Genomic DNA, 23,370 nt, shown 5'->3' with positions numbered 1-23,370 from the left:
TTGCAATCGTTGTCATTATCGTAGTTGACGAGCGAACGGGATGTCAATGAGTCGATCCACAGGGTTTACGCGATATCGCCGTGCAGGAGCAGCAGAGCACTGCCGATCTGAGGAGAGCGGAAGTAGCCGGGATCTGGCCGGTGAAAGACGACGGGTTCGCGGGAAAGTGCAGCGGGAATGATTTGCCAAGCAAATCAAAGGGGACGTTACGAGGATACAAACTGACAGGCCGTCACGGCCCGTGCAAAAAAACGCAGTATTCTGTGCGCCCAGCGTCAATGCCACAAACACGCACGGCAGTTGCGTGATCGCACCGCATGCTCATAGCTCGCTTCGCTGGCCATGAAACCCGCCTTTGGCGGACGTCGCCACCTAAAGGCACTACTGGGTCGGGATAGGCGCCCTAAGCGGGGTCAACGGCGGTTCGCATCGCGATTCACGCCTGCAGCCCTGGCAAGCCAATCTCGCTGGCGCGCCAAGGGGGCATTCGACGCTAATGCTGGACGGGCAACACCGACAGCCAGCTCACGTCGCATGCTGCAAGCCTGAACAGGCATCCAGACAGTTCGGCAGAAAAGGCATGCAGGCTCGGCTGGATTCGGTCATTCGTCAGGCGGATTTGAAGTGCTCTCCCGCACAATGAGTTTCGCCTCGAACTCTTCCTGCTTAGGTACCGGATCGCCGCAATGGTTAATCTGCTCCAGCAGGTTTTTTGCACTCAGATTTCCAATCCTGACCGCGTCTGAGTGCACAGTGGTAAGTGAGGGTGATCCAAGCGTGGCTAGTTCCCAGTCACCGAACCCTGTTATAGAAACCCTGTGCGGAACCGATATTCCCATCGACCTGCATTCAGCGATGGCGGAAGCTGCTATACGGTCGTTGTTACAAATAAGCGCTGTGGGGGCATTGACCTGGGACAGCAAGTGGCGAGTCGCGGCGCGAACCGATTCGCTGTCGTGCGGCGTAGCTACGACGGCTTCTGGACGCAACGCAATCCCGTGTCGCGCCAGCCCCTCGCGTATCCCTGAAAGCCTTACCGCGGCTAGCTGTTGAGTCGCTAAGGGTCCCGGCAGTACTCCGAACCGAACATGTCCAAGACTAACCAGATGTTCGGTAACGCGTCCCATCGCGTGTTGGTTATCGTAACCGACAGTCGGATGAACACCTTCCCGGTCGATAGCCCACATCAGCACGTAGGGAAGTTTTAGTTTGCGCACCATAGTCAGCAAATCGGGGTGATGGCTTGTGCCAATCAGCGCAAGACCGTCAACCCCGCGCTCTATGAGTGCCCGGACAATGCTCAGCTCCAGATCCCGACTGTCGCGATGACAGGTTAACAGCCCCGTATATCCAAACTGTAAAAATTCGCTCTCCAGGGTATCGACAGCTCGCGCGTATAGCTCGTTCATTAATGTCGGAGCGACTATACCGATTGTTCGGGAGCGACCCGAGCGCAATACCCTCGCGGGCGCAAATGGAACATAGTCAAGCGAGGCGATCGCCTCTTTGACTTTCTTCAACGTCTTGGGATGCAGCCGCTCCGGGGCGACCATCGCGCGTGAAACAGTAGACGAAGACACTCCCGCAAGCGCGGCGACCTGTTTCAAACTCACCATAAGAAGACCCTTGGAACCTGCTGCCCCGAATTAAACTATTAACACCCCTGTGATTAAGTGTACCAAACCGGCAAGAGAGGCCGTGGGTGCGCCCATCCACCTCTGGGCACCTCCCAACTTGAGCTGATGATTCGGTTCAGGCCCCCTATCTTGTCTTGTCCGATGCACTGCCAGAGCCGTTGTCGGTCAGTCGCTCAACGCACACCGAACACACACAATCCCGGCCCCGCTCCAACCTATGACGCAGACGCGGCGTGTAGCTGAACGCGTTTTGGATAAGGACTCGCCATATCGCTGAGTCACGACTATTTCCAGCCTTCAAGTCGGAGCGTAGCGCGCACCAGCCGCTGCTCTTCCTGCTCAATGTCATAAAGACTTTCACGCACACTGTTGATGTGGTCGCGTGCCGCCTTGTACGCCTGCTCGGGCAGCTTTCCGATGACGGCGTTGTAGAGCCGGGCGTGCTGACGGTCTATTCGCTGCCGATGGGGTTGCCGGTGGTACAGATTATTGACCGATGCGAACACCGAGCTGAGCAGCAATTCGGTCAACGACCGCAGCGTGTGAACCAGAACGGGATTGTGTGACGCCTCGCAGATCGAGAGGTGAAACGCATGATCGAGACGTGCGTGCGTGACCGGATCGCTGTCCGTGCTCTGCGCCGCCAGCATCTCCTCGTAGCGGCGGGTGATCAGCACAAAGTCCGCCGGCGTGCCCCGCAATGCCGCAAGCCGTGCCGACTCCGCTTCCAGCATGCCGCGCACTTCGAACAGGTCATACAGTGTCCGCGGCTGTGAACCGAGGAGATGCATCAACGGTGACTGCGGCGGCTGTGCCGTCAAATTCGCAACGAACGAACCTTTGCCGTGTGATGTATCGATGATGCCCCGGGCGCGCAGCAGCTTCAGCCCTTCGCGCAGCGCTGTTCTCGACACGCCAAGCTTACCCGTCAACCGACGCTCCGACGGCAGTGCCTGCCCCGATCGCAACACCCCGTCGACAATCAAACGCTCGATGCGCTCAGCCACCACGTCGGCGATCTGCCGGCTGGATTGCAATCCGGTATCGTCCATATCCACTTCCACTGGTATGACCACTTTAAAACTAGTCTCGCGACGCCGATCCTCAGTTGCCATTTCAACCTTTTACCTTGGCATTCTTTCAGATTCTCTCCTCATAGTCACCCAATAAAACTGGTAGGACCACTTGGATCATCGATGGACTCGGTCTGACGAACCCGGAATAATCGGTGCTACCCCGACATAACGCGGCGCAGAAGCGGTATCGCTCAACGTGTCGCAACGGAGACGCTCAATGACTTTCGCCTACGACGAGCGGATTGACGGCGCCCTGCCAACGCACGACAAGGCAACGCTTGTCGCCGACCTGCAGCGACTGTTGCCCGGCATGCACCTCCTGCACGACCCAGAAGATCTCCACCCGTACGAATGCGACGGCCTGTCCGCGTATCGCACGACGCCCATGCTAGTCGCCCTGCCGGACACGATCGAACAGGTGCAAGCGCTGCTGAAGTTCGCGTCGGCGCGCAAAGTGCCGGTCGTCGCCCGCGGTGCAGGCACGGGTCTGTCAGGCGGCGCTTTGCCACTCGAAAAAGGCATCCTGTTAGTGATGGCGCGCTTCAATCGCATCCTGCACATCGACCCGGAAGCTGGCATAGCGCGCGTCCAACCTGGTGTGCGAAATCTCGCAATTACGCAGGCAGCCGCGGTTCACGGCCTGTACTACGCCCCCGATCCGTCGTCGCAGATCGCCTGCTCGATCGGCGGTAATGTTGCTGAGAATGCGGGCGGCGTACATTGTCTGAAGTACGGTTTGACCGTGCATAACATTCTGAAGATCGAAGTGCTGACCATAGATGGCGAACCTCTGACTCTCGGCTCGGAAGCCTTCGATTGTCCCGGCTTTGATCTGCTTGCGCTGTTGACCGGCTCGGAGGGAATGCTCGGCATCGTCACCGAAATCACTGTCAAGCTGCTGACGAAACCACAAAGCGCGAAGGTGCTGCTCGCCAGTTTTGACGACGTTGAAAAAGCAGGCAATGCTGTTGCGCAGATCATCGGCGCGGGCGTGATCCCCGGCGGTCTCGAAATGATGGACAACCTCGCGATCCGTGCCGCCGAAGACTTCATCCACGCCGGCTATCCGGTTGACGCCGAAGCGATCCTGCTGTGCGAACTGGACGGCGCTGAGGCCGACGTGCAGGAGGACTGCGATCGCGTCGTTGCGTTGCTGCAGGCAACGGGCGCGACTGATATTCGGATTGCGAAAGACGAAGCCGAGCGGCAACGCTTCTGGGCGGGCCGGAAGAATGCGTTTCCAGCCGTGGGGCGCATTTCGCCGGACTACTACTGCATGGACGGCACGATTCCACGCCGCGAACTGGCCCGAGTGCTTCGTGGCATCGAGAGCCTGTCGGCGGAATTCGGCCTGCGCGTCGCGAATGTGTTTCATGCCGGCGACGGCAACATGCATCCGCTGATCCTGTTTGACGCGAACGCGCCGGGCGAGATGGAACGCGCAGAAGCGCTAGGCGCGCGCATTCTCGAATTGTGCGTCGAGGTTGGCGGCAGCATCACCGGCGAACACGGTGTGGGCCGCGAGAAGATCAACCAGATGTGTGCGCAGTTCAACAGCGCCGAGCTCACACTGTTCCATGCGCTGAAAGCGGCCTTCGACCCGGACGGCCTGCTCAATCCCGGCAAGAACATTCCAACCTTGCATCGTTGCGCTGAATTCGGCTCGATGCACATTCATCACGGCAAGCTGCCGTTTCCCGAGCTGGAGCGCTTCTGATGCGAAATGACTTCGACTCGCTGGACGACAGCGAGCGCCTCGTTGCGCAGGTGCGTCGCGCGATTGCAAATCACACGCCGCTGCGCATTCGTGGCGGTGACAGCAAGCGGTTTCTGGGCCGCGCAATCAACGGCGAAGAACTCGACACTCGCTCGCATCGCGGCATCGTCGCATACGATCCGACCGATCTCGTGATCACCGCTCGCGCCGGCACGCCGCTCGCGGAGCTGAATTCAGCGCTCGACGCCGCTGGGCAGATGCTGCCGTGCGAGCCGCCAACGTTCGGCCGTGCTGCGACGCTCGGCGGTGCGATCGCGAGCGGCCTGTCCGGACCGCGCCGGCCGTGGGCCGGCTCCGTGCGCGATTTCGTGCTCGGCTGCCGCGTGATTACCGGCAACGGCGATCACCTTCGGTTCGGCGGCCAGGTAATGAAAAATGTGGCGGGTTACGACTTTTCACGACTGCTCGCAGGTAGCTTCGGTTGCCTTGGCGTTATCACGGAGGTGTCGCTAAAGGTATTGCCCAAGCCGCGCCAGCAGCGCAGCTTCGCACTCGATATCGGCGACGTCGATGCGCTGCGCGAATTGTCCAGATGGCGCAAGGCTTCACTACCCATCACGGGCGCCTGCTACACGGACGGCCATTTGCACGTGCGTCTCGAAGGTGGCAGCGGCTCGGTGCAATCGGCCGCGGAGAGGATCGGCGGCACTGAAATCGACTGCGCGTTCTGGGACATGCTCCGCGAATATCGTTTGGCGTTCTTCGACGATCCGCGTCCGTTGTGGCGATTGTCTCTGCCAAACGCGACGCCACTGATGACATTGCCGGGCACGGTTTTGCTCGACTGGGCGGGCGCGCAGCGTTGGCTAAAAAGCGAAGCATCCGAGGCGGCGATCCGCCGGATCGCGCAGTCGGCCGGGGGCCATGCGACGTGCTTCGCGCCTTCGCCGGGAGGCGCATCCATTCAGCCGCTACCCGCCTCGTTGCTGCGTTACCACCGCCAACTGAAACATCGGCTCGATCCCAATAACGTCCTGAATCCCGGACGTCTTTACGCTGAACTTTGATACGACCGCCACCATGCAGACGAATCTCGACCAACACGCGAAAACGCTACCCGGCGCAGAGGAAGCAGAACGCATCTTGCGCTCGTGCGTGCACTGCGGCTTCTGCAACGCGACCTGCCCGACCTATCAACTGCTTGGCAACGAACTCGACGGACCGCGTGGGCGAATCTACCTGATCAAGCAGTTGCTGGAGGGCCAGCCGGTCAGCGACAAGACCCAGCTACATCTCGATCGCGGCCTGACTTGCCGTAACTGCGAAACGACGTGCCCGTCCGGTGTCACCTATCACCGCCTGCTCGACATTGGACGCGCGGAACTCGAACGACGCGTCGAGCGCCCGCTCGGCCAGCGTCTGATGCGCAACGGCTTGCGTGCCGTGATCCCGCGGCCAGTGATATTCGACGCGCTATTGAAAGCCGGACGCACGGTGCGCCCGCTGCTGCCAGAGGCTCTGAAAGACAAGATACCAGCGCGCGCCCCAGCCGCGAAGCCGCGTCCCGCACCCCGCCATGCGCGCCGTGTGCTAATGCTTGAAGGGTGTGTACAGCCGTCGCTTTCGCCGAATACGAACGCGGCTGCGGCGCGTGTGCTGGATCGCCTCGGCATCAGCGTGACCGCGGTAGGCAACGCCGGATGCTGTGGTGCGACGGACTACCATCTGAACGCACAGAACGCCGGGCTCGCGCGGGCCCGCCGCAACATCGACGCATGGTGGCCGACTATCGAATCCGGCGCCGAAGCGATTGTGCAGACTGCCAGCGGCTGTGGTGCTTTCGTGAAGGAATATGGACATCTGCTGCGCGACGACCCGGCATATGCAACGAAAGCGGCACGCGTTAGCGCGCTGGCGCGCGATCTGGTCGAAGTGCTGGCGGCCGAACCACTCGACACATTGCAGCGGAACGCATCTCAACGCGTCGCGTTCCATTGTCCCTGCACGCTGCAGCATGCACAAAAGCTCGGCGGCGTCGTTGAAAGCGTACTGCAGCGCCTCGGCTTCGATCTGTCCGGCGTGCCCGATTCGCACTTGTGCTGCGGTTCGGCCGGCACGTATTCGATGACGCAACCCGCGCTTGCGCGAAGTCTGCGTGACAACAAGATGGCGGCCCTGGAGAGCGGCAAGCCTGACGTGATCGCGACGGCAAACATCGGCTGTCAGGTTCATCTAGACGGCGCAGGGAAAACGCCAGTGCGACACTGGATTGAACTCGTAGATGAATTGCTTTCGCAAGGGTGACTTGACGGAGAAGGCGGCGAAATCTATGTTGGTCGCCCGAGTAAAGAAACTTCGCTGGTGCCAGACGGTGCCCGGCGGGTATCCGAATTGGCGGGACCACGACTGCTATCTGGAATCAAAACGAGATATTCCTGAGCCGCACGCGTTCAAAGCTGTCGGGCGATTGCCGCATGGCGAGCACGAAATGGAATTCGAAGAACCTGAGCACCGCGACGACGCGTATGACTCAGCGGCTCGCGACCACAACATTGGCAGCGCAAGCCAGACAGGACCGCTTTGGCGAGCCTGTTTCAGCGTCGCGTCACTCTGGCACGCGTCATTTGAAATGACATGACCATCGAAGACTTTGACGATACGCATTTACCCCCTTCGCCGTTAGAACAAAGCGGTGGGCCATGCGCGGGAACAGCGGGCCACGGCGGATTGTAGAGAGACTCAAGGTCCGCGATCCCGTCAACCGGATGCCGCCTTAAGCAGCAGCTCAGTCACGCGCTGCATCTTGTCAGACACTTTACGCAACAGGCGCGTACACCCACTCCGATTTCGGCTGTCGCCCTGGAATATTTTCTCTTCTCAAGCGTTTACTACGCACGCCCTACCAGCGTCTGGTTCGCCAGTTGACTGTTCGATTGCGTCGACCGGCGCGTCCACGCGTACCGTGAGCGGAAAGGTGCGCGTCCTGCGGTTCATTTGGAGCCCCTGTCATGAAACCCATCGCATACGTAGCAGAAAACATCGGCTGCATGCCATTCAGGATTCGATATGACACATCGCGTCGCACACGCAGCGTGTTCAAACGCCTGTTGCTGTCTGTACTATGCGGTGCGGGCCTTTCGCTGCTGCCTCAAGCCGCCAGCGCGGGCGGCGACCTCACGCCGCTCTTGCCACCTTCTTCGGTGACGTCCTCGACGGTCCCGCCCAATGGCGATTCCAACCCTTACGGTGTCGCATTCGTCCCTGAGCGCTTTCCGCGCTTCGGAACGATCGGTCCAGGCGACCTACTGGTATCCAACTTCAACAATCAAGCCAACCTGCAAGGTACCGGCAGTACGATCGTCAAGATCGTCCCCAACAGCAAGCCAGTTGTGTTCTTTCAAGGGGGTGCCGGCCTTGGCTTGAGCACCGCACTAGGCGTGCTCAGGGCCGGCTTTGTGCTGGTCGGCAACGTGCCTACCGCCGATGGCACCTCCGCGACGGTCAAGGCAGGCTCGCTGCTCGTCCTGAACCGGACGGGCGACATCGTTGCGCAGTGGACACCCGCGATGGCAAAGATCGACGGCCCGTGGGACCTCGCCATCTTCGACCAGGGCAGCCAGGCGAAGGTGTTCGTATCGAATGTGCTCAACGGAACGGTCGTGCGGCTCGACGTTTCGGTCAGCGAGGACGGCGTGCAGATCAAAGGCGCAACGCAGATCGCATCCGGCTACTCGTTTCGCAGCGATCCCGCGGCTCTCGTCGTAGGTCCAACCGGACTGGCATATGACCCGCAACGAGACGTGCTCTATGTCGCTTCTACCGCCGACAACGCCGTCTTCGCCCTCTTCGGCGCCGGGAACACCCAGCACGATGGTGGCAAAGGTGTCCTGATTTACGCGGACAACACGCATTTGCATGGCCCGCTCGGGCTGGTGCTCGGACCGAACGGCGATCTGTTCACGGCGAACGGCGACGCGGTCAATGCCGACTCGAAGCAGCCGAGCGAGATCGTCGAATTCACACCGCAAGGTCGCTTCGTCGCCCAACTTTCTGTGGATCCAGCGCCGGGTGGCGCATTTGGACTTGCGTTTTCGCAGACGCGGAACGATTTCGTGCGCTTTGCCGCAGTCGATGACAATGTGCCGAACATCACTGTTTGGAGGCTTCCATTCGATGACTCCGGGCGCTGAAACCCGACCCCATGCAAGACAGCATTCGCCGCAAAATGAATCGAGCATACGACATGCGCGCTGCCCCGCTTTGCCCGACGACACGAACGCAGTTGAGGCTGATCCGGGCCGGTAACTTCTGACAAAAGAGTTTGACCCGACCTGTTAGGCAGGTAGCGCTGCAAAGGCCGACCGAGGCGCGTCTCTGATAAACAAATAGATGGGGTAGCGGAGATTTTTCTTATAGATATGGATACCTTATTAATTTAACAGGAAAAAATTCCAGACGGAGGGCGCAGTGAATGGCGACAATGTCCCGGTTCGCCATTTCGGCGCAGTGCTTTCCATGGAGCAGTGGGAAGCGGCCGCAGACAAGCTTCGCGGCGCCAAAACGAAGTTTGTGATCGAGCCGCATATTCGCTTCAAAGGCGAGGTAGGGGAACAGGCGACCATGTTCTTCCTCGATCCGTCGGGTAATGCCGTGGAGTTCAAGGCGTTCGCCAACATGGCGTCGCTGTTCGCCAAATAATCGCGAGTCCGGCTTAACCCTGGCCGGGAGGACGGCCCGTCGTGCCACGCACGATCAGGTCGGTGGGCACGATGTTCTGAGAACTGACCGGCCGTCCTTCTATATGCGCGAGCAGGTACTCGGCGCTTCGTGTGCCGATCTCATCGGCGGCCAGACGCATGGTGGTCAGTGGTGGCGTGGTAAAGCTCGAAAATTCGATATCGTTGATACCGGCAATCGACAGTTCGCCCGGAACGTCGATGCCAGCCTCGTGCGCTTCGGCAAGTGCCCCCACGGCAAGCAGATCCGTACCACAGATCACGGCAGTCGGCCGGACCGGACCCTGCATCAGCGCGCGCATTGCCATCTGGCCTTCTATGATCTTGTGCGGCATTTCGATCAGGTGCTCGTGACGCAACTCGAGCCCACGTGCGCGTAACGCCGTGCGCACGCCCATGATGCGATCGGCCGCGCGATCGCTGTACTGGGTCATCTGCGTGATCATGCCGAAATGCACGTGCCCGAGATCGAGCAGATATTCCGCGATCCGCCGCCCGACCGCGACGTTGTCGAAGCCTACATACGGATGATGTTGATCGACGGTCCAGCCGTTCACCAGTGGTATCCGCTCCTTCTCGAGCAGTTCGTAAAGTGCTGGAGAATGACTGCGCCCCACCAGCATCAGCCCGGCGATGCCATCGGCGATCAGCGCACGGACTTGTTTGAGTTCGTCTTCCTGGTCGTAGTACGAACATGCCAGCAGCAGCGTATAACCCGCTTCACCGATACGTTTTTGAAGCGCAAACACGCCAAGTGCAAAGTTCTGGTTCTCAAGCGAAGGGATCACCGCGCCGATCGTCTTCGAGCGCTGGGAGGCGAGCGCGCGCGCGGCGGCATGGGGTGTATAGCCAAGATTTTGCGCGATCTCGCGTACCCGGTCCTGCAATGCAGGAGCGACCGTGCCGTTGCCGTTCAGGACGCGCGATACGGTCGCCGTGGATACTCCGGCAGCACGCGCTACGTCCATGACGGAAACCGCATTGGACTTGCGGCGCGGCGCTCTCTTTTTTAATTCTGTGTTCAACGTCCACCTGTTTCTCGTCGTAGGGTCATGAAGGATGTCTTCACGACCGCATACTATAACGCGACGCACTCTTCCCGACGATGGACTGCCACACTCAATCGATCCGGAGCGGATCGCCGTCGAATTCGACCAGGCACCCGAAACCGCCGTGAAACAGCGCTTCACGCGCATCTTCCGCCTTTCCCGTCGCCGCAATCTCGGCCGCGCGCAGTTCGGCATCGTCTTCCGGCACGAACCCGAGATAGCGCACATTGGCGTTGTCCCAGCGATTGCGCGCGTTAGCGGATACGCCGTAGACAACCGCGAAGTGAAAATCCGGGTAGTCGATACAGCGACGCGTCACCTGCACCATGTCGCGATGGCTGATCCAGGTGAAAAGATGCCGCGGTGCGCTCGGCTGGTCGTCGGGGCGAAACGAGCCGATCCGGATGCACGCGACCGACATGCCGTGCTTGTCGGCGTACATCCGGCCAAGCGCTTCGCCGAACACCTTGGAGACGCCGTAGCGGCTATCCGGGCGCGGCTCGACCGTGTTATCGATCATCCGGTCGCGACGATGAAAACCCACGGCATGGTTGGAACTCGCAAACACCACGCGTTTGACCCCCGCTTGCCGCGCGGCTTCGAACACGTTGTAGCAGCCTTCAATGTTCATATCGCGGATGCGCTCCCAGCGATCCTCGTCGGGAATCCCGGCCAGATGCACGACGACGTCGACACCTTCCATGATCGGCACAAGATCCGCCAGCCGCGTGATGTCCGCGGTCACGATCTCCTCGCCTGCCCGTGCCTCGGCCTGCGGCGCGATGTCGGCAAGGCGCAATGCATAGTGGCCCTGGAAACCGGCACGGAGCACGCGTCCAATGTGACCGGCCGCGCCGGTAATCAGTACTCGAGTCATTACTACCCTCCCTGTGATTCAGGTAAATGCGGTTAGTCGGTTTGGTTTTTCTGTGCGGCGTAGCCGAACGAGCGGCGGTGGTGAGCTTCAAGATACGCATCGCGCGATGGCACCAGGTGCTCCCGGCATAACCTGATCAACGATTCCCGGTCGCCTGTCCGAAGCGCCTCGATCATCTGGTGATGCTCGGCTCGAGCCTTTTCCAGGTACTGAGGAAATACGATCGATACCGAACGGATGGCATGCGTGCGGCGTTCATACTCGCGAATCGCCTCAGTCAGGACCTGGCTTTCCGACAATGCAAAGAACGCATGGTGAAACGCCATGTTCGCGCGGAACACGCGCCGCAAATCGCCAGCACCGGCCGCTTCGTCGTGCTCAGCCTGAATTGCAGTCAACACCTCGAGCGCCTCGCTACTGACCGGAAAAACGATGCGCCGCGCGGCGTCGGCTTCAAGGAGCTCACGTAACGCATACAGTTCAGTGACCTCCCGCGGTGTGTACGACTTGACCAGCGCGCCTACATTCTTGCGGCGCTCCACCAGGCCGCGCCGCTCCACCTCCGCCAGCACCTGCCGCGCGACGTGGCGTTTCAGGTTGAAGCGCTCGCACAAGTCGTCTTCCACGAGCCGTTCGCGCGGATGCAGAACGCCAAGGACGATCTGCTCCTCGAGTTCGTCGGAGACGCGGCTCATCGTCTCGTCGATATTGCGGTCGCGCTCGACCGTCTTCGCGGCGGGTGAATCGGAGCGTTTGGGCTTGGCAGCGTTGCTCATAAAAGGGTCCGCAAAATGATCTAAGTCGCGAGCCTATACGAAAATGTGACCGTCAAGCCTTGTTTCCATCGCCGGGAACGGTCGCGGTGATGCGGGTCGCTTTCAGGAAATCAAAGTCGCAGCCCTCGTCGGCCTGAGTGATCGTGGTCAGGAAAAGCTTGCGATAACCCCGCTCGTCAGGATTCACCTCGCGCGCGGGCAATGCGGCGAGACGCGCTGCAATTTCCTCGTCGCCGAGGGCAAGTTCGATTGACCGTTCTGCCACGCTCAGGCGAATCCGGTCGCCGGTTTGAACGATCGCGAGCGGACCGCCGATCGCCGCTTCAGGCGTCACGTGCAGAACCACCGTACCTGACGCCGTACCGCTCATGCGGCCATCCGAAATACGCACCATGTCCTTGACGCCCAGGCGGCCGAGCTTGCGCGGGATCGGAATGTAGCCCGCTTCCGGCATCCCGGGCGCGCCGACCGGGCCGATCCGCTTGAGCACGAGTACGTCGTTCACTTCCACGTCCAGTTCCGGATCGTCGATACGGCGAGCCAGATCCTCCGCGTCCTCGAAGACGACGGCCCGGCCTTCATGCTCCATCAGGCTGGCGCTCGCCGCTGACTGCTTGATGATCGCGCCACCCGGCGCGAGATTGCCACGCAACACCGCAATACCGCCTTGCGGAAATATCGGGCGGTCAAACGGGCGGACTACGGATTGAGGAAAGCTCGCAGGAGCGGCGTCCAGCTCTTCGCCGAGCGTACGGCCGGTCACGGTAAGGGCATCCAGATGCAGCAAACCTTTCAGCTCGCGCATGACCGTGGTCAAACCGCCGGCACGATGCAGGTCCTCCATGTAGTGCTGTCCTGACGGTTTCAAATCGACCAGTACCGGCGTTTCGCGCGCCATTTGATCGAGCCGCGCAAGGTCGATGCGAATGCCGAGCCGGCCGGCAATCGCGGTCAGGTGAATGATGCCGTTGGTCGAACCGCCGATCGCGAGCAGCACCCGCAACGCGTTTTCGATCGCTTTCGGCGTCAGGATGGTCGCGGGACTCAGGTCCCGCCCGATCATCGCCACGGCTTGCGCGCCGGTGCGCTCGGCTATGCGAATCCGATCGGCCGTCACGGCAGGCGCCGACGCGCCGCCCGGCAACATGATCCCCAACGCTTCCGCAATGCAGGCCATCGTGCTTGCCGTTCCCATCACCGAGCAGGTCCCAACCGTTGCGACGAGCTGGTTGTTGACGGCCTCGATCTCGGCCTCGTCAATCTGGTCGCCACGAAAACTCGCCCAGAAGCGACGGCAGTCCGTGCACGCTCCGACCCGTTCGCCCCGATGCGAGCCCGTGAGCATCGCGCCCGTAACCAGTTGAATAGCCGGAACGCCCGCCGCAGCCGCACCCATCAGCTGGGCCGGGACGGTTTTGTCGCAACCGCCGATCAGCACCACTGCATCCATGGGCTGGGCCCGGATCATCTCCTCCGTGTCCATCGACATCAGATTGCGCAGGTACATGCTGGTCGGATGCGAAAAGCTTTCAGCGATCGAGATCGTCGGAAATTCGACCGGCAAACCGCCAGCCAGCATCACGCCGCGCTTCACCGCTTCAATCAACTGCGGTGCATTGCCGTGGCACGGGTTATAGGCACTGCCCGTGTTCGCTATCGCCACGATCGGGCGCGACAGGGCGTCGTCCGTATAGCCCGCGCCTTTGATGAACGCCTTGCGCAAGAACAGCGAGAAACCCTCGTCGCCGTAGTTCGTCAGGCCCTGCCGCAAGCCGCTTTTCTTCTCATCCATAGCTACTCCTAAAATCTTCGATGAAATTATTGATAATCTTGACGGCAATCTTAACGATATCTATAGTGTCTCTGCAAGCGGTTCTTTTCGTCTGTCATCTGCCGCCTTTCAACTTTCTTTACACAGCATTGTCCCGAGGTCTTCATGAAGCGTGTCGTCGCCTATCGTCCGTTGCCTCCTGCCGTACTGGACCTTCTTGGCCAGCACTGCTCCGTCGACGTGGTCGACGTTTCTTCCGGCGACCTCGTGCCATTTCGGCGCGCGCTCGCCTCGGCTCACGGGATCATCGGCAACAATCTCAAGATAGTCCCTGATCTCCTCGATGCGGCACCCTTGCTCCAGGCCGCGTCCACCATCTCGGCAGGCTTCGACGCCTTCGATGTCCCCGAGCTCTCACGCCGCGGCATCTTGCTCACCAATACGCCGGACGAAGTCACCGAAACCACCGCCGACCTCGTCTTCAGCCTCATCCTCGCCAGCGCGCGCCGCATTTCCGAGCTCGCCGACTGGACCCGGCGCGGTCAATGGACCCGCTCAGTCGGCGAGGCGCAATTTGGTGTCGACGTGCATCACAAAACGCTTGGAATCGTGGGGCTTGGGCGCATCGGCAGTGCGGTCGCCAAGCGTGCAGCCCTCGGTTTCGGCATGGACGTCATCTATTCCAATCGCTCTCGCAATCGGGAAGCCGAGCAGCGCTATGGCGCGCAATGGCGGCCGCTACGCGATCTGCTGTCGAGCGCCGATTTCGTCTGCGTGCTCGTCCCGCTTTCTTACGCGACCGAGGGTCTTATCGGGAGCGCCGAGCTCGGGGTCATGAAGCCGTCCGCCATTCTCATCAACTGTTCCCGTGGACAGGTCGTCGACGAGGCAGCACTAATCGAGCATTTGCGTGAACGCCGCATTCTTGGCGCCGGTCTCGATGTGTTCGAACGCGAGCCCTTGCCGCACGACTCGCCGCTGCTGCAATTACCTAACGTGGTAGCGGTGCCGCATATCGGATCCGCTACGCGGCAGACGCGCGAGAACATGGCCATGCGTGCTGCGCGCAATCTCATCAGCGCGCTCGACGACAACCTCTCCTCCACCTGTGTCAATCCCGAAGCGCTCGAAGCACGCTCGTCTCTCGGACGTCTCGCTGGCTGACTGGTGCGAAACACCCTCACTTCAACGAAAAGGAACACGCGATGACTTCTGTCAATCGGCCCCGCGGCGTCTTCTCGCCGGTGGTAACGCCGTTCACAAAAGATCTTCTCCCCGATTACGACCGCTATGTTCGTCATTGCCGATGGCTCATCGAACAGGATGTGGGACTGGCCGTGTTCGGCACCAATTCGGAAGCGAATTCGCTTGGTGTCAGCGAGAAAAAGAAGCTGCTCGAAACGCTGGTCGGCGCGCAAATTCCGGTCGCTCGCCTGATGCCGGGCACGGGCTGTTCGGCACTCACGGACACCGTGGAATTGACACGCCACGCGCTGTCGCTGGGCGTCAACCATGTGCTGATGTTGCCGCCGTTCTTTTACAAGGGCGTCAGCGACGAAGGCTTGTTCCGCAGTTATGCGCAAGTCATCGAGCGGGTGGGATCGGATGCGCTGCGCATTTATCTGTATCACATCCCGCCCGTGTCCCAGGTGCCGCTCAGTCTTGCGCTGATCGAACGGCTGCTCGCGGCGTTCCCGGGTGTCATCGCCGGTGTGAAGGACAGTTCAGGCGACTGGAGCAACACTCAGGCCATGCTCGAGCGCTTCCAGCCACAGGGCTTCGATGTTTTCGCCGGCAGCGAAACCTTCCTGCTGGCCTCCTTGCGCGCGGGCGGCGTTGGCTGTATCACGGCAACCGGGAATGTCAATCCGGCAGCTATCGTGGATTTGTACCGTCACTGGCAGTCGGCTGACGCCGACGCCCGCCAGACAGCACTCGATGCCACGCGTGCAGTGTTCGCCAAGTTTCCGATGATCCCTGCGCTCAAGGCCGCGATCGGCATCTATTCGAATGATCCGGACTGGGGCGTCGTCCGCCCTCCTCTTGTTGACCTGACAAAGGCGCAATGCGACGCGTTGGCCACCGCGCTGCTCGGGGTCGGCTTCTCGATGCCGGGTATCGATGTAGCTGCGTCAGCGAAGTAGACGCGCACCAGCGAAACATCCACCGCCGGTTGCGTGCACAACCAGCGGTATCGCTTGCATCGTCTCTCGGGCCCGGCTCTCAGGCCCAGTCGTCCAGCGCGTATTCGTTCAGCGCAGCTTCGTCCAAATCGAAGCCCAAGCCGGGACGGGTCGGCACCGTCAGCCTGCCATCAGCGAACTCCAGTTGCGTATCCACCAGCCGACGGAAATTCAACACCTGGTCGTCAGGGAAAAATTCGACATAGCGCGCATTGGACGTCGACGCCACCAGATGCACGTGCAGATCATGAAACCAGTGCGGGCACATCGTCACGCCAACGGCTGCGGCCGACGCCGCGATCCGTCGCCATTCGCTGATCCCGCCGCACACCGCCGCGTCCGACTGAAGGATCATCGCCGCATGCTTGTCGAGCAGTTCCTGATGACGCCAGCGCCCCGCTTCAATCTCGCCGGTCGCAACCGTCACCGGCGTACGCCGGCTCAGTTGCGCATGACTCTCGATGTCGTCCGGACTGAAAGGCTCCTCTATCCAATAAGGGTTGAACGGCTCGTACCGGCGCATGTATTCCAGCGCGGTCGGAACATCGGACCAGGCGTTGTTGGCATCGAGCATCAGCAGCACGTCGTCGCCGATCGCCTCTCGTGCCGCCTTGATCCGCGCTTCCTCAGCGCGCGGATCAAGGCGCCCGACTTTCATCTTCACGGCACGGAATCCAAGTGCTACATAGCCCGCCATCTCCTCGCCGAGATGCTCAGGCGTTTTCCCTTCGATGTAGTACCCGCCGCTTGCATAGGCCGGCACGGTTTCGCTCGATGTGCCGCCGAGATAGCGGCTTAACGGCAAACCGGCGGCGCGCGCGTTCCTGTCCCACAAGGCAATGTCGACGATGGACAGCGCCCGCATGACCGATCCGGCGCGCCCTTGCAGCAGCGACTCCTCGTACATCGCACGCCACAGGCCTTCCACATCGAGGGCGGATCGCCCGCGCAAAAGCGGTGTAAACAGTTCGCGCACGGCGTAGGTGACCAGCATGCCGGCGCGGCTGCCGCTGTAGCAAAATCCGATGCCGTGCCGGTCATCGGCCGTGGTGACGCGCACAACCGTGTAGTCGCGGGCAGTGACGAGCCGCGTCGCGAACGCAGTGTGGCGGTCGAGTGGCACGCGAATGGTGCGCGCCTCCACCGAAACGATCCGCGAACCTGTCTGATAATCGGCTTGCTCAGCTTCAACTATGGCTTGTTTCATAGCGATACACCTACTCTAAAAAAGGTAACCATGCCCATGGAGACGATTGAGCGGTGGTGCGCACACCGGAAACATCGATCAGTTGTCCGAACAGAAAGGCACTCTGATAGCCGCCGAAACGGACCGGACGGTTTACGCGGCGGTGGAAGGCGCCTCGGCTGTCTTATCCGTCGTGCGCCGGCCGATGACCAGCAGCATGGCCAGCACACCAATCAGATCGATCACTGCGCCGAGCACGAAGCCGCTGCTGTAACCACCGAGGTACTGGACCGCAAGTCCCATCATGGTCGGCCCGACGATGCCCGATATGTTGCTCATCAGATGAACAAAGCCGCTCACGCCGCCAAGATGCCTGCCAGGCACAAGCTCGTGCATGACGGCCCAGCATGCCTGCGACGAAGCCGTCAGGAACATCACGGCGCACGCGACAAGTATCACCGCGGGCGTGACGGACGAGACCATGCTGACGCCCAGCAGAGCGAGACCCGACAGCGCGAGCGGCACGGTAGCCGAGACCTTGCGCGCCAGCAACTTGTTGTTCACGCGCTTGAAGTAAGCGTCGGCGAGCAGACCCCCGCCAAAATATCCAATCCCGCCGCATGCCCATGGCACCGCGCTCAGGATACTCATCTGCTTCAAGTCCAGATGCAGCGCGTTGGTGAAATAGCTCGGCATCCATGAGATGAACACGAACAAGGTGTAGTTCACCGCGAAGAGGCCAACGCCGAGCGCGAGCGTGCTCGGACGAAACAGATAGCCGCGTAGCGGCGTGGTCTCGTCACCCCCTTCCGCCGGGTGCGCCGCGCCGCGGCTCGCTTCGACCATATCGCGTTCGGCCGCGCCGACCCGCACGTTTTCAGCGGGCTTGTCGGTCGCGAAGATGCGCCAGGCGACAATCCACACCAGCCCAAGCGCCGCGATGATCACAAATGACGTGCGCCAACCATAAGCAATGGCAATCAGTCCGACCACCGGCCCGGCGACCGCGCTGCCTACTGTCTGGCCCGAAAACGTAAATCCGACCATGGTTGCGGTTTCGTGCCGGGGAAACCAGTTGGTGATGGTCCGGTTGGTCGTCGAATTCATCGGACCTTCGCCGAAGCCGAAAAGTGCTCGCGCAATCAGGAGCGTGCCGAATCCGGTCACGGCCGCGGTGAGCCCGCAAAGGATGGACCAGCTGCCCATTGCCCAGGAGAAAACCCGACGGGGTCCGTACTTGTCAGCAAGTTGCCCGCCGACAAACGCGAAGATGGAATAGCCGAAGAAGAAACTGCTGAACACGACCCCGAGTTGCGACGGAGAAAGGCTCAACTCCTTGTTGAGGATGGGTGCGACCACTCCAAGCGCCGCCCGGTCCATGTAATTGATCGCGCCCGCAATAAACAGCAGCAAGGCGACCACATAGCGATACTTGCCGGTCTTCATGTTGTCTCTATTCCGTAATAATAACTAAGGATTACAAATTTTTAATCTGACGCTTCTGACGAGCGGTATGAACGTATTACTTATTGACGAGCTTTGCAGGAAGCTGCGTCAAGATAAGACAGGCGGATACGAGTAACGATCCCGCAATCAGGAACAGACTTGAATCCAGTGAATGCGTGATCGTCTTCAGCCATCCAACCAGCGCTGGGCTTACGAATCCCGCAAGATTGCCTGTCGAGTTGATCAATGCGATGCCTGCTGCGGCACCGGTGCCCCCGAGAAACGATGTCGGTAACGCCCAGAACATAGGTAAAGCGGTAATCACGCCCGAAGCCGCGAGCGTCAGACCCAGCACCGCGATATAGGTGTTGTTGCCCGCATAGGCACAGATCACGAAGCCCGCCGCCGCCACGCATTGCGGGATGACGACGTGCCAGCGGCGTTCACGTTTTCGGTCCGCATGGCGGCCTATCAGGATCATTGAAATCAGGGCAGCGAGATAAGGCACCACGGTGAGCAGGCCAATCGTAAAGGCGTCGGTAATTCCTGATCCCTTGATGATCGTCGGCTGCCAGAAGCCCACCGCATAGGAGCCCATCACGATACCGAACAGGATCGCGCACAAGATCCAGACTTTGAGCGACGTGAACACCTCGCGCACGGAACCGTGGCTCTTGGTACGCCCTTCCGCTTCAATTTCCGACGCGATGAATTCGCGCTCCTGTATCGGCAGCCACTTGGCGTCCTTCACCCGGTCGTCGAGGAACCAGAAAATGATGACCGCCAGAACCAGCGCGGGAGCGGCTTCCAGAATGAACAGCCACTGCCAGCCGGCAAGCCCTGCGTTGCCCGCCAGGCGCTGCATGATGAAACCCGATATCGGGCCGCCGACAATGCCCGCAACGGGATTGCCCGCCATCAGAAAAGCGACCATCTTGCCGCGCCGGTGCGCTGGAAACCAGTAGGTGAGATACAGCACGAGCCCCGGAAAGAAACCCGCTTCGGCCACGCCGAGAAAGAAGCGCAGTACGTAGAACGTCGCGGGCGTGCTGACCCATGCGGTCGCGGCCGAGAGGACAGCCCACGTGAGCATGATCCTGGCTATCCATCGGCGCGCGCCGAGCCGGTGCAGCAGCAAGTTGCTGGGCACCTCAAAAAAGAAATAGCCGATGAAGAAGATCCCGGCGCCGAAGCCATACATCGCTTCGCTGAAATTCAGGTCGCTGAGCATCTGGAGCTTGGCGAAGCCCACATTGACCCGATCCAGATAGGCCACGACATAACAAACGAACAGCAAGGGCATGAAGCGCCAGGCAACTCGCGTATAGATCGAGTTGCTTGCTGCGCTATCAGGTATTCGTATGGCCGGGGTCTGAGTACTCAAGGGTTGTCTCCTCCATTCTGTTTGCTTGTTGCCGGGCGGCAGCTTTACTTATTGCGTAAATGGCCGTTCGCCCTGCGATGCACTGAGCCGCGCGGACTCAACTCATGATCCCGATCTGCCACGGTACGAATTCGTGATCGCCGAGCCCGAGCATTTCACTCTTTGTCCTCTCGCCCGAGGCGGCTGCAAGGAGAGCCTCGAAGATTGCCTGGCCCACGCTTTCGATCGATGCCACGCCGTCCAGGATCCCGCCGCAGTTCAGATCCATGTCTTCAGTCAGGCGGTTGTACATCGGCGTGTTGGTGGCGAGCTTGAGCGATGGCACTGGCTTGGCGCCGAACATTGAACCGCGCCCGGTGGTGAAGGCAATCAGGTTCGCGCCGCCGGCAATCTGACCCGTCGCCGAGACCGGGTCGAAGCCCGGCGTGTCCATGAAAACGAGTCCGTGTTTCCTCACCGGCTCGGCGTATCGATACACCTCCATCAGCGGCCCGGTGCCGCCCTTCATGGAAGATCCGATCGACTTTTCGAAGATGTTCGCCAGTCCACCCACCTGGTTGCCAGGGCTGACCTGGCCGTTGATCTGGACGTCTCGGCCGACCGAATACTCGTCCTTCCACCAGCGGATCCGCTCGACCAGTTTTTCGCCTACCTCGCGACTGACCGCACGCCGCGTCAGCGTATGTTCAACGCCGTAGATTTCGGGCGTCTCGGAGAGGATTGCCGTGCCGCCATGACGTACCAGCAGATCCATCGCCGCGCCGAGCGAAGGATTCGCCGTGATCGACGAAAAGCCGTCGGAGCCACCGCATTGCAGGCCGATTTTCAGGTGACTCGCGGAAACCGTGGTGCGCTTCACACGATTAGCCTCAGGCAGCAGCGCCTGCACCGCGGCCACGCCGGCCTCGATGGTCCGACGAGTGCCGCCGCTCTCCTGCATGATGAAAGTGTGCAGCCGGGAATCAACCTTCAGGCCTTCCTGATCCATCAGTCCTGCCAACTGATTGCGCTCACATCCCAGCCCGACGATCAGCGCCGCGGCGAGATTCGGATGGCGTGCGTAACCTGCCATGGTCCGGCGCAACAGGGCCATCGGTTCGCCGCTCATCTCCATGCCGCATCCAATCGAGTGGCTGAATGCGACCACGCCGTCTACATTCGGGTAGTCCGCCAGCCGTTCAGGCGTGAACCACTCCGCGATCTTGTGCACCACCGTGGCGGAACAATTGACCGTCGACAACACGCCGATGTAGTTGCGCGTGGCGACTTCGCCGTTGTCCCGCACGATTCCCTGGAAGGTGGCGCGCTCGGCCTCGGGCACCATCTCGACCGGCTGGTACTCCGCGCCAAATGCGTAGTCGCGGTCAAACTCGCGAAACTCCACGTTATGACTGTGCACCATCGTTCCTGGCGCGATATCCGTCGCGGCGAATCCGATCACCACGTTGTACTTGCGGATTGGCTCCCCCTTCCTGATCGGTCTCGCCGCAATCTTGTATCCCGCTGTCACCTGGCTGCGGCAGACAAAATCCTCCGAAGGAACCGGGGTGCCGATTGCCACGTCGATGCGTGCAATCACCACGTTATCCGCGGGATGCAACCGGATAACCGGCCCGGTTACGGTCTTGCTGGACATCTCGATCATCAGGCATTGCCTTTCAAGAAAAATCTTCGACGGGCTGTCAGACGTGCTCGCAAAAATGGCGAAATCTGAGTAACCGCTTTCTTACGTGACCAATTCCACCGATGAACCGTCGATAGAATCTCATACATTTCAAGCATCTTAGGGGAGTTCAGTTGTGATTTCAAGAGAAAGCGCTTACTCATTTGTCGTTATACTAGCAGTTACGCCGCCGGATAGGCGGAACCGCCTGAACTGAAAACAGGAGCTAGAGATGTGGCAACAAGCTGAGCGATATCCCGATCCTCGCGTGATTTCGCTGGACCCTTCCTTCGATAAATACCGGGTGGCTTTTTCAGCCGTCGAGCGGCTGGCTACCGGCTACCGCTGGACGGAAGGTCCGGTATGGTTCGGCGACGGCCGATATCTGCTTTGGAGCGATATCCCGAACAACCAGATGCTGAAATGGGAGGAGGAAACGGGCGTAGTCAGCGTGTTCCGGAAGCCCTCCAACTACGCCAACGGCAACACCCGCGACCGGCAAGGGCGCCTCGTCACGTGCGAGCATGGCCGCCGCGTCACGCGTACCGAGTACGACGGCAGCATGACGGTCCTCCTTGACTCCTTCGAGGGCAAGCCGCTGAATTCCCCGAACGACCTCGTAGTGAAATCGGACGGCTCGATCTGGTTCACTGATCCACCGATGGGCATTCAAGGGCACTACGAAGGCAATAAGGCGGAGCAGGAATTACCGCACTCGGTGTATCGGATAGATGGTGCGACGGGCCAAGCGTCAGTCGTGACGCGCGAGCTGAAGGGGCCGAACGGCTTGTGCTTTTCACCCGATGAGAAGCTGCTGTACATCATCGAGTCGCGCGGCGTGCCGAACCGGATGATTCATGTTTATGAAATGGATCCGGACGGTCGCGGAATCGGTCGAGGCCGGGTGTTCTACGACGCGGGTGCCGGGACAATCGACGGAATGCGTGCAGACGTCGACGGCAATTTGTGGTGCGGCTGGGGCATGGGCAACGACGAACTCGATGGCGTCATGGTGATTTCGCCACAAGGAAAGATGATCGGCCGGATCGCGCTGCCGGAGCGCTGCGCGAATCTATGTTTTGGCGGACGTGCACGTAACCGGCTGTTCATGGCGTCGTCGCAGTCCATCTATGCAGTGCATGTGAATACGCAGGGCGCCGTGGGCGGATGAATGGGGCCGCGGCGAACTTTATTTTGACCACCGGCATGCGTCGGTGGAAACACCTCAACACACAGACTTGATAACCGCTGATATGCAAAGCAAATCCGTATTGACCGTTGTAGAAGCTACGCGAATCCTCGAAGCCGCGCGCGCGGAAGCAGAGAAAAATCAATGGGCGGTCACGATCGCCGTTGTCGACGACGGGGGTCATCCGCTCGCCCTGCTCCGCCTTGATGGCTGCGCCCCGATAGGCGCGTATATCGCGCCCGAAAAGGCGCGTACCGCAGCGCTCGGCCGGCGTGAATCGAAACAATACGAAGACGCGATCAACGGCGGCCGAACCGCGTTTCTCAGCGCACCGCTGGTCGCGACGCTGGAAGGCGGCGTACCCATCGTAGTCGACGGGCAAGTCGTCGGCGCGGTCGGCGTGTCAGGCGTAAAGCCGGATCAGGATTCACAGGTGGCCAGGATCGCCGCAAACAGCCTCAACGACTGATTAATTAATAACACTTGGAATTGTTGGAGTATGTGATGGGTGAAATGATCGAGCGAAACGGGCTGCGGGTCGCGGCTGTCCTCAGAAAATTTGTTGACGAAGAGGCCCTCCCCGGGACTGGCGTCGACAGCGTTGCGTTCTGGAAAGGTTTCGACGCCCTTGTCCACGACCTCGCGCCGAAGAACCGCGCGCTGCTCGCCGAACGCGACCG

Annotated in this window: 19 protein-coding genes and 1 pseudogene; 10 read left to right on the top strand and 10 right to left on the bottom strand. The window is 60.5% G+C overall.

Translation table 11 applies throughout. From position 1 onward, the window contains the following. Nucleotides 1-602: 602 nt before the first annotated feature. Complete coding sequence (locus AWB69_RS40655; protein WP_062092419.1) at nt 603-1,616, bottom strand: LacI family DNA-binding transcriptional regulator; 1,014 nt, start codon at nt 1,614-1,616, stop codon at nt 603-605. A gap of 305 nt (nt 1,617-1,921) precedes the next feature. After that, on the bottom strand, nt 1,922-2,689 hold the full coding sequence (gene glcC, locus AWB69_RS40650) for a transcriptional regulator GlcC (RefSeq protein WP_062092418.1): 768 nt from the start codon (nt 2,687-2,689) through the stop codon (nt 1,922-1,924). 241 nt (nt 2,690-2,930) lie between these two features. On the opposite strand from glcC, the gene glcD reads away from it, so the two are divergent. The 5 genes and pseudogenes from glcD to AWB69_RS40620 form a co-directional block, all read left to right on the top strand. Continuing rightward, nucleotides 2,931-4,430: a glycolate oxidase subunit GlcD gene (gene glcD / locus AWB69_RS40645; RefSeq protein ID WP_062092417.1), complete on the top strand. Its 1,500-nt coding sequence runs from the start codon at nt 2,931-2,933 to the stop codon at nt 4,428-4,430. After that, nucleotides 4,430-5,497 carry a glycolate oxidase subunit GlcE gene (glcE, locus tag AWB69_RS40640; RefSeq protein ID WP_062092416.1) on the top strand — a complete coding sequence of 356 codons (1,068 nt, stop codon included), beginning with the start codon at nt 4,430-4,432 and terminating at the stop codon, nt 5,495-5,497. Before glcD ends, glcE begins: the two co-directional genes overlap by 1 nt. A gap of 13 nt (nt 5,498-5,510) precedes the next feature. Then, nucleotides 5,511-6,734, top strand: coding sequence for a glycolate oxidase subunit GlcF (gene glcF, locus AWB69_RS40635; RefSeq protein ID WP_062092415.1), 1,224 nt, complete (start codon nt 5,511-5,513; stop codon nt 6,732-6,734). Nucleotides 6,735-7,438: 704 nt separating this feature from the next. Beyond that, complete coding sequence (locus AWB69_RS40625; protein WP_062092413.1) at nt 7,439-8,620, top strand: NHL repeat-containing protein; 1,182 nt, start codon at nt 7,439-7,441, stop codon at nt 8,618-8,620. Between the two features lie 274 nt (nt 8,621-8,894). Next, a pseudogene (locus AWB69_RS40620) lies at nt 8,895-9,128 on the top strand (VOC family protein); the annotation flags it as partial. A 13-nt stretch (nt 9,129-9,141) separates the two neighbouring features. Here the strand turns inward: AWB69_RS40620 and AWB69_RS40615 are convergent. From AWB69_RS40615 to AWB69_RS40600, 4 genes are all read right to left on the bottom strand, one after another. Further along, the gene (locus AWB69_RS40615; RefSeq protein WP_053064171.1) at nt 9,142-10,134 is read right to left on the bottom strand and encodes a LacI family DNA-binding transcriptional regulator; all 993 of its coding nucleotides are present in this window, start codon (nt 10,132-10,134) and stop codon (nt 9,142-9,144) included. A gap of 151 nt (nt 10,135-10,285) precedes the next feature. Beyond that, the gene (locus tag AWB69_RS40610; RefSeq protein ID WP_062092412.1) at nt 10,286-11,092 is read right to left on the bottom strand and encodes an NAD-dependent epimerase/dehydratase family protein; all 807 of its coding nucleotides are present in this window, start codon (nt 11,090-11,092) and stop codon (nt 10,286-10,288) included. 32 nt (nt 11,093-11,124) lie between these two features. Further along, nucleotides 11,125-11,868: a GntR family transcriptional regulator gene (locus tag AWB69_RS40605; RefSeq protein WP_082913812.1), complete on the bottom strand. Its 744-nt coding sequence runs from the start codon at nt 11,866-11,868 to the stop codon at nt 11,125-11,127. 52 nt (nt 11,869-11,920) lie between these two features. Continuing rightward, on the bottom strand, nt 11,921-13,660 hold the full coding sequence (locus AWB69_RS40600) for an IlvD/Edd family dehydratase (RefSeq protein ID WP_062092411.1): 1,740 nt from the start codon (nt 13,658-13,660) through the stop codon (nt 11,921-11,923). Between the two features lie 144 nt (nt 13,661-13,804). On the opposite strand from AWB69_RS40600, the gene AWB69_RS40595 reads away from it, so the two are divergent. Together AWB69_RS40595 and AWB69_RS40590 are read left to right on the top strand one after the other, a co-directional pair. Then, nucleotides 13,805-14,803, top strand: coding sequence for a 2-hydroxyacid dehydrogenase (locus tag AWB69_RS40595; RefSeq protein WP_062092410.1), 999 nt, complete (start codon nt 13,805-13,807; stop codon nt 14,801-14,803). 41 nt (nt 14,804-14,844) lie between these two features. After that, the gene (locus tag AWB69_RS40590; RefSeq protein WP_062092409.1) at nt 14,845-15,783 is read left to right on the top strand and encodes a dihydrodipicolinate synthase family protein; all 939 of its coding nucleotides are present in this window, start codon (nt 14,845-14,847) and stop codon (nt 15,781-15,783) included. Nucleotides 15,784-15,862: 79 nt separating this feature from the next. On the opposite strand, the gene AWB69_RS40585 is transcribed toward AWB69_RS40590, so the two are convergent. The 4 genes from AWB69_RS40585 to AWB69_RS40570 form a co-directional block, all read right to left on the bottom strand. Further along, nucleotides 15,863-17,029 carry a mandelate racemase/muconate lactonizing enzyme family protein gene (locus tag AWB69_RS40585; RefSeq protein WP_062092408.1) on the bottom strand — a complete coding sequence of 389 codons (1,167 nt, stop codon included), beginning with the start codon at nt 17,027-17,029 and terminating at the stop codon, nt 15,863-15,865. A gap of 132 nt (nt 17,030-17,161) precedes the next feature. Continuing rightward, nucleotides 17,162-18,454, bottom strand: a complete 1,293-nt coding sequence (locus AWB69_RS40580; protein WP_062092407.1) for an MFS transporter — start codon at nt 18,452-18,454, stop codon at nt 17,162-17,164. A gap of 76 nt (nt 18,455-18,530) precedes the next feature. Further along, the gene (locus AWB69_RS40575; RefSeq protein ID WP_062092406.1) at nt 18,531-19,838 is read right to left on the bottom strand and encodes an MFS transporter; all 1,308 of its coding nucleotides are present in this window, start codon (nt 19,836-19,838) and stop codon (nt 18,531-18,533) included. Between the two features lie 97 nt (nt 19,839-19,935). Next, the gene (locus tag AWB69_RS40570) at nt 19,936-21,483 is read right to left on the bottom strand and encodes a UxaA family hydrolase (RefSeq protein WP_062092405.1); all 1,548 of its coding nucleotides are present in this window, start codon (nt 21,481-21,483) and stop codon (nt 19,936-19,938) included. 250 nt (nt 21,484-21,733) lie between these two features. On the opposite strand from AWB69_RS40570, the gene AWB69_RS40565 reads away from it, so the two are divergent. From AWB69_RS40565 to AWB69_RS50505, 3 genes are all read left to right on the top strand, one after another. Beyond that, nucleotides 21,734-22,672, top strand: coding sequence for an SMP-30/gluconolactonase/LRE family protein (locus AWB69_RS40565; RefSeq protein WP_062092404.1), 939 nt, complete (start codon nt 21,734-21,736; stop codon nt 22,670-22,672). An 82-nt stretch (nt 22,673-22,754) separates the two neighbouring features. Beyond that, nucleotides 22,755-23,159 carry a heme-binding protein gene (locus AWB69_RS40560; protein ID WP_062092403.1) on the top strand — a complete coding sequence of 135 codons (405 nt, stop codon included), beginning with the start codon at nt 22,755-22,757 and terminating at the stop codon, nt 23,157-23,159. Between the two features lie 35 nt (nt 23,160-23,194). Continuing rightward, the coding region (locus AWB69_RS50505) for a hypothetical protein (RefSeq protein WP_156529150.1) at nt 23,195-23,370 on the top strand (176 nt) is incomplete at its 3' end.

The sequence above is a fragment of the Caballeronia udeis genome (assembly GCF_001544555.2).
Classification (GTDB): domain Bacteria; phylum Pseudomonadota; class Gammaproteobacteria; order Burkholderiales; family Burkholderiaceae; genus Caballeronia; species Caballeronia udeis.
The sequence above is the reverse complement of the archived record's forward strand: the minus strand, read 5'-3'. Positions and strand labels throughout refer to the sequence as shown.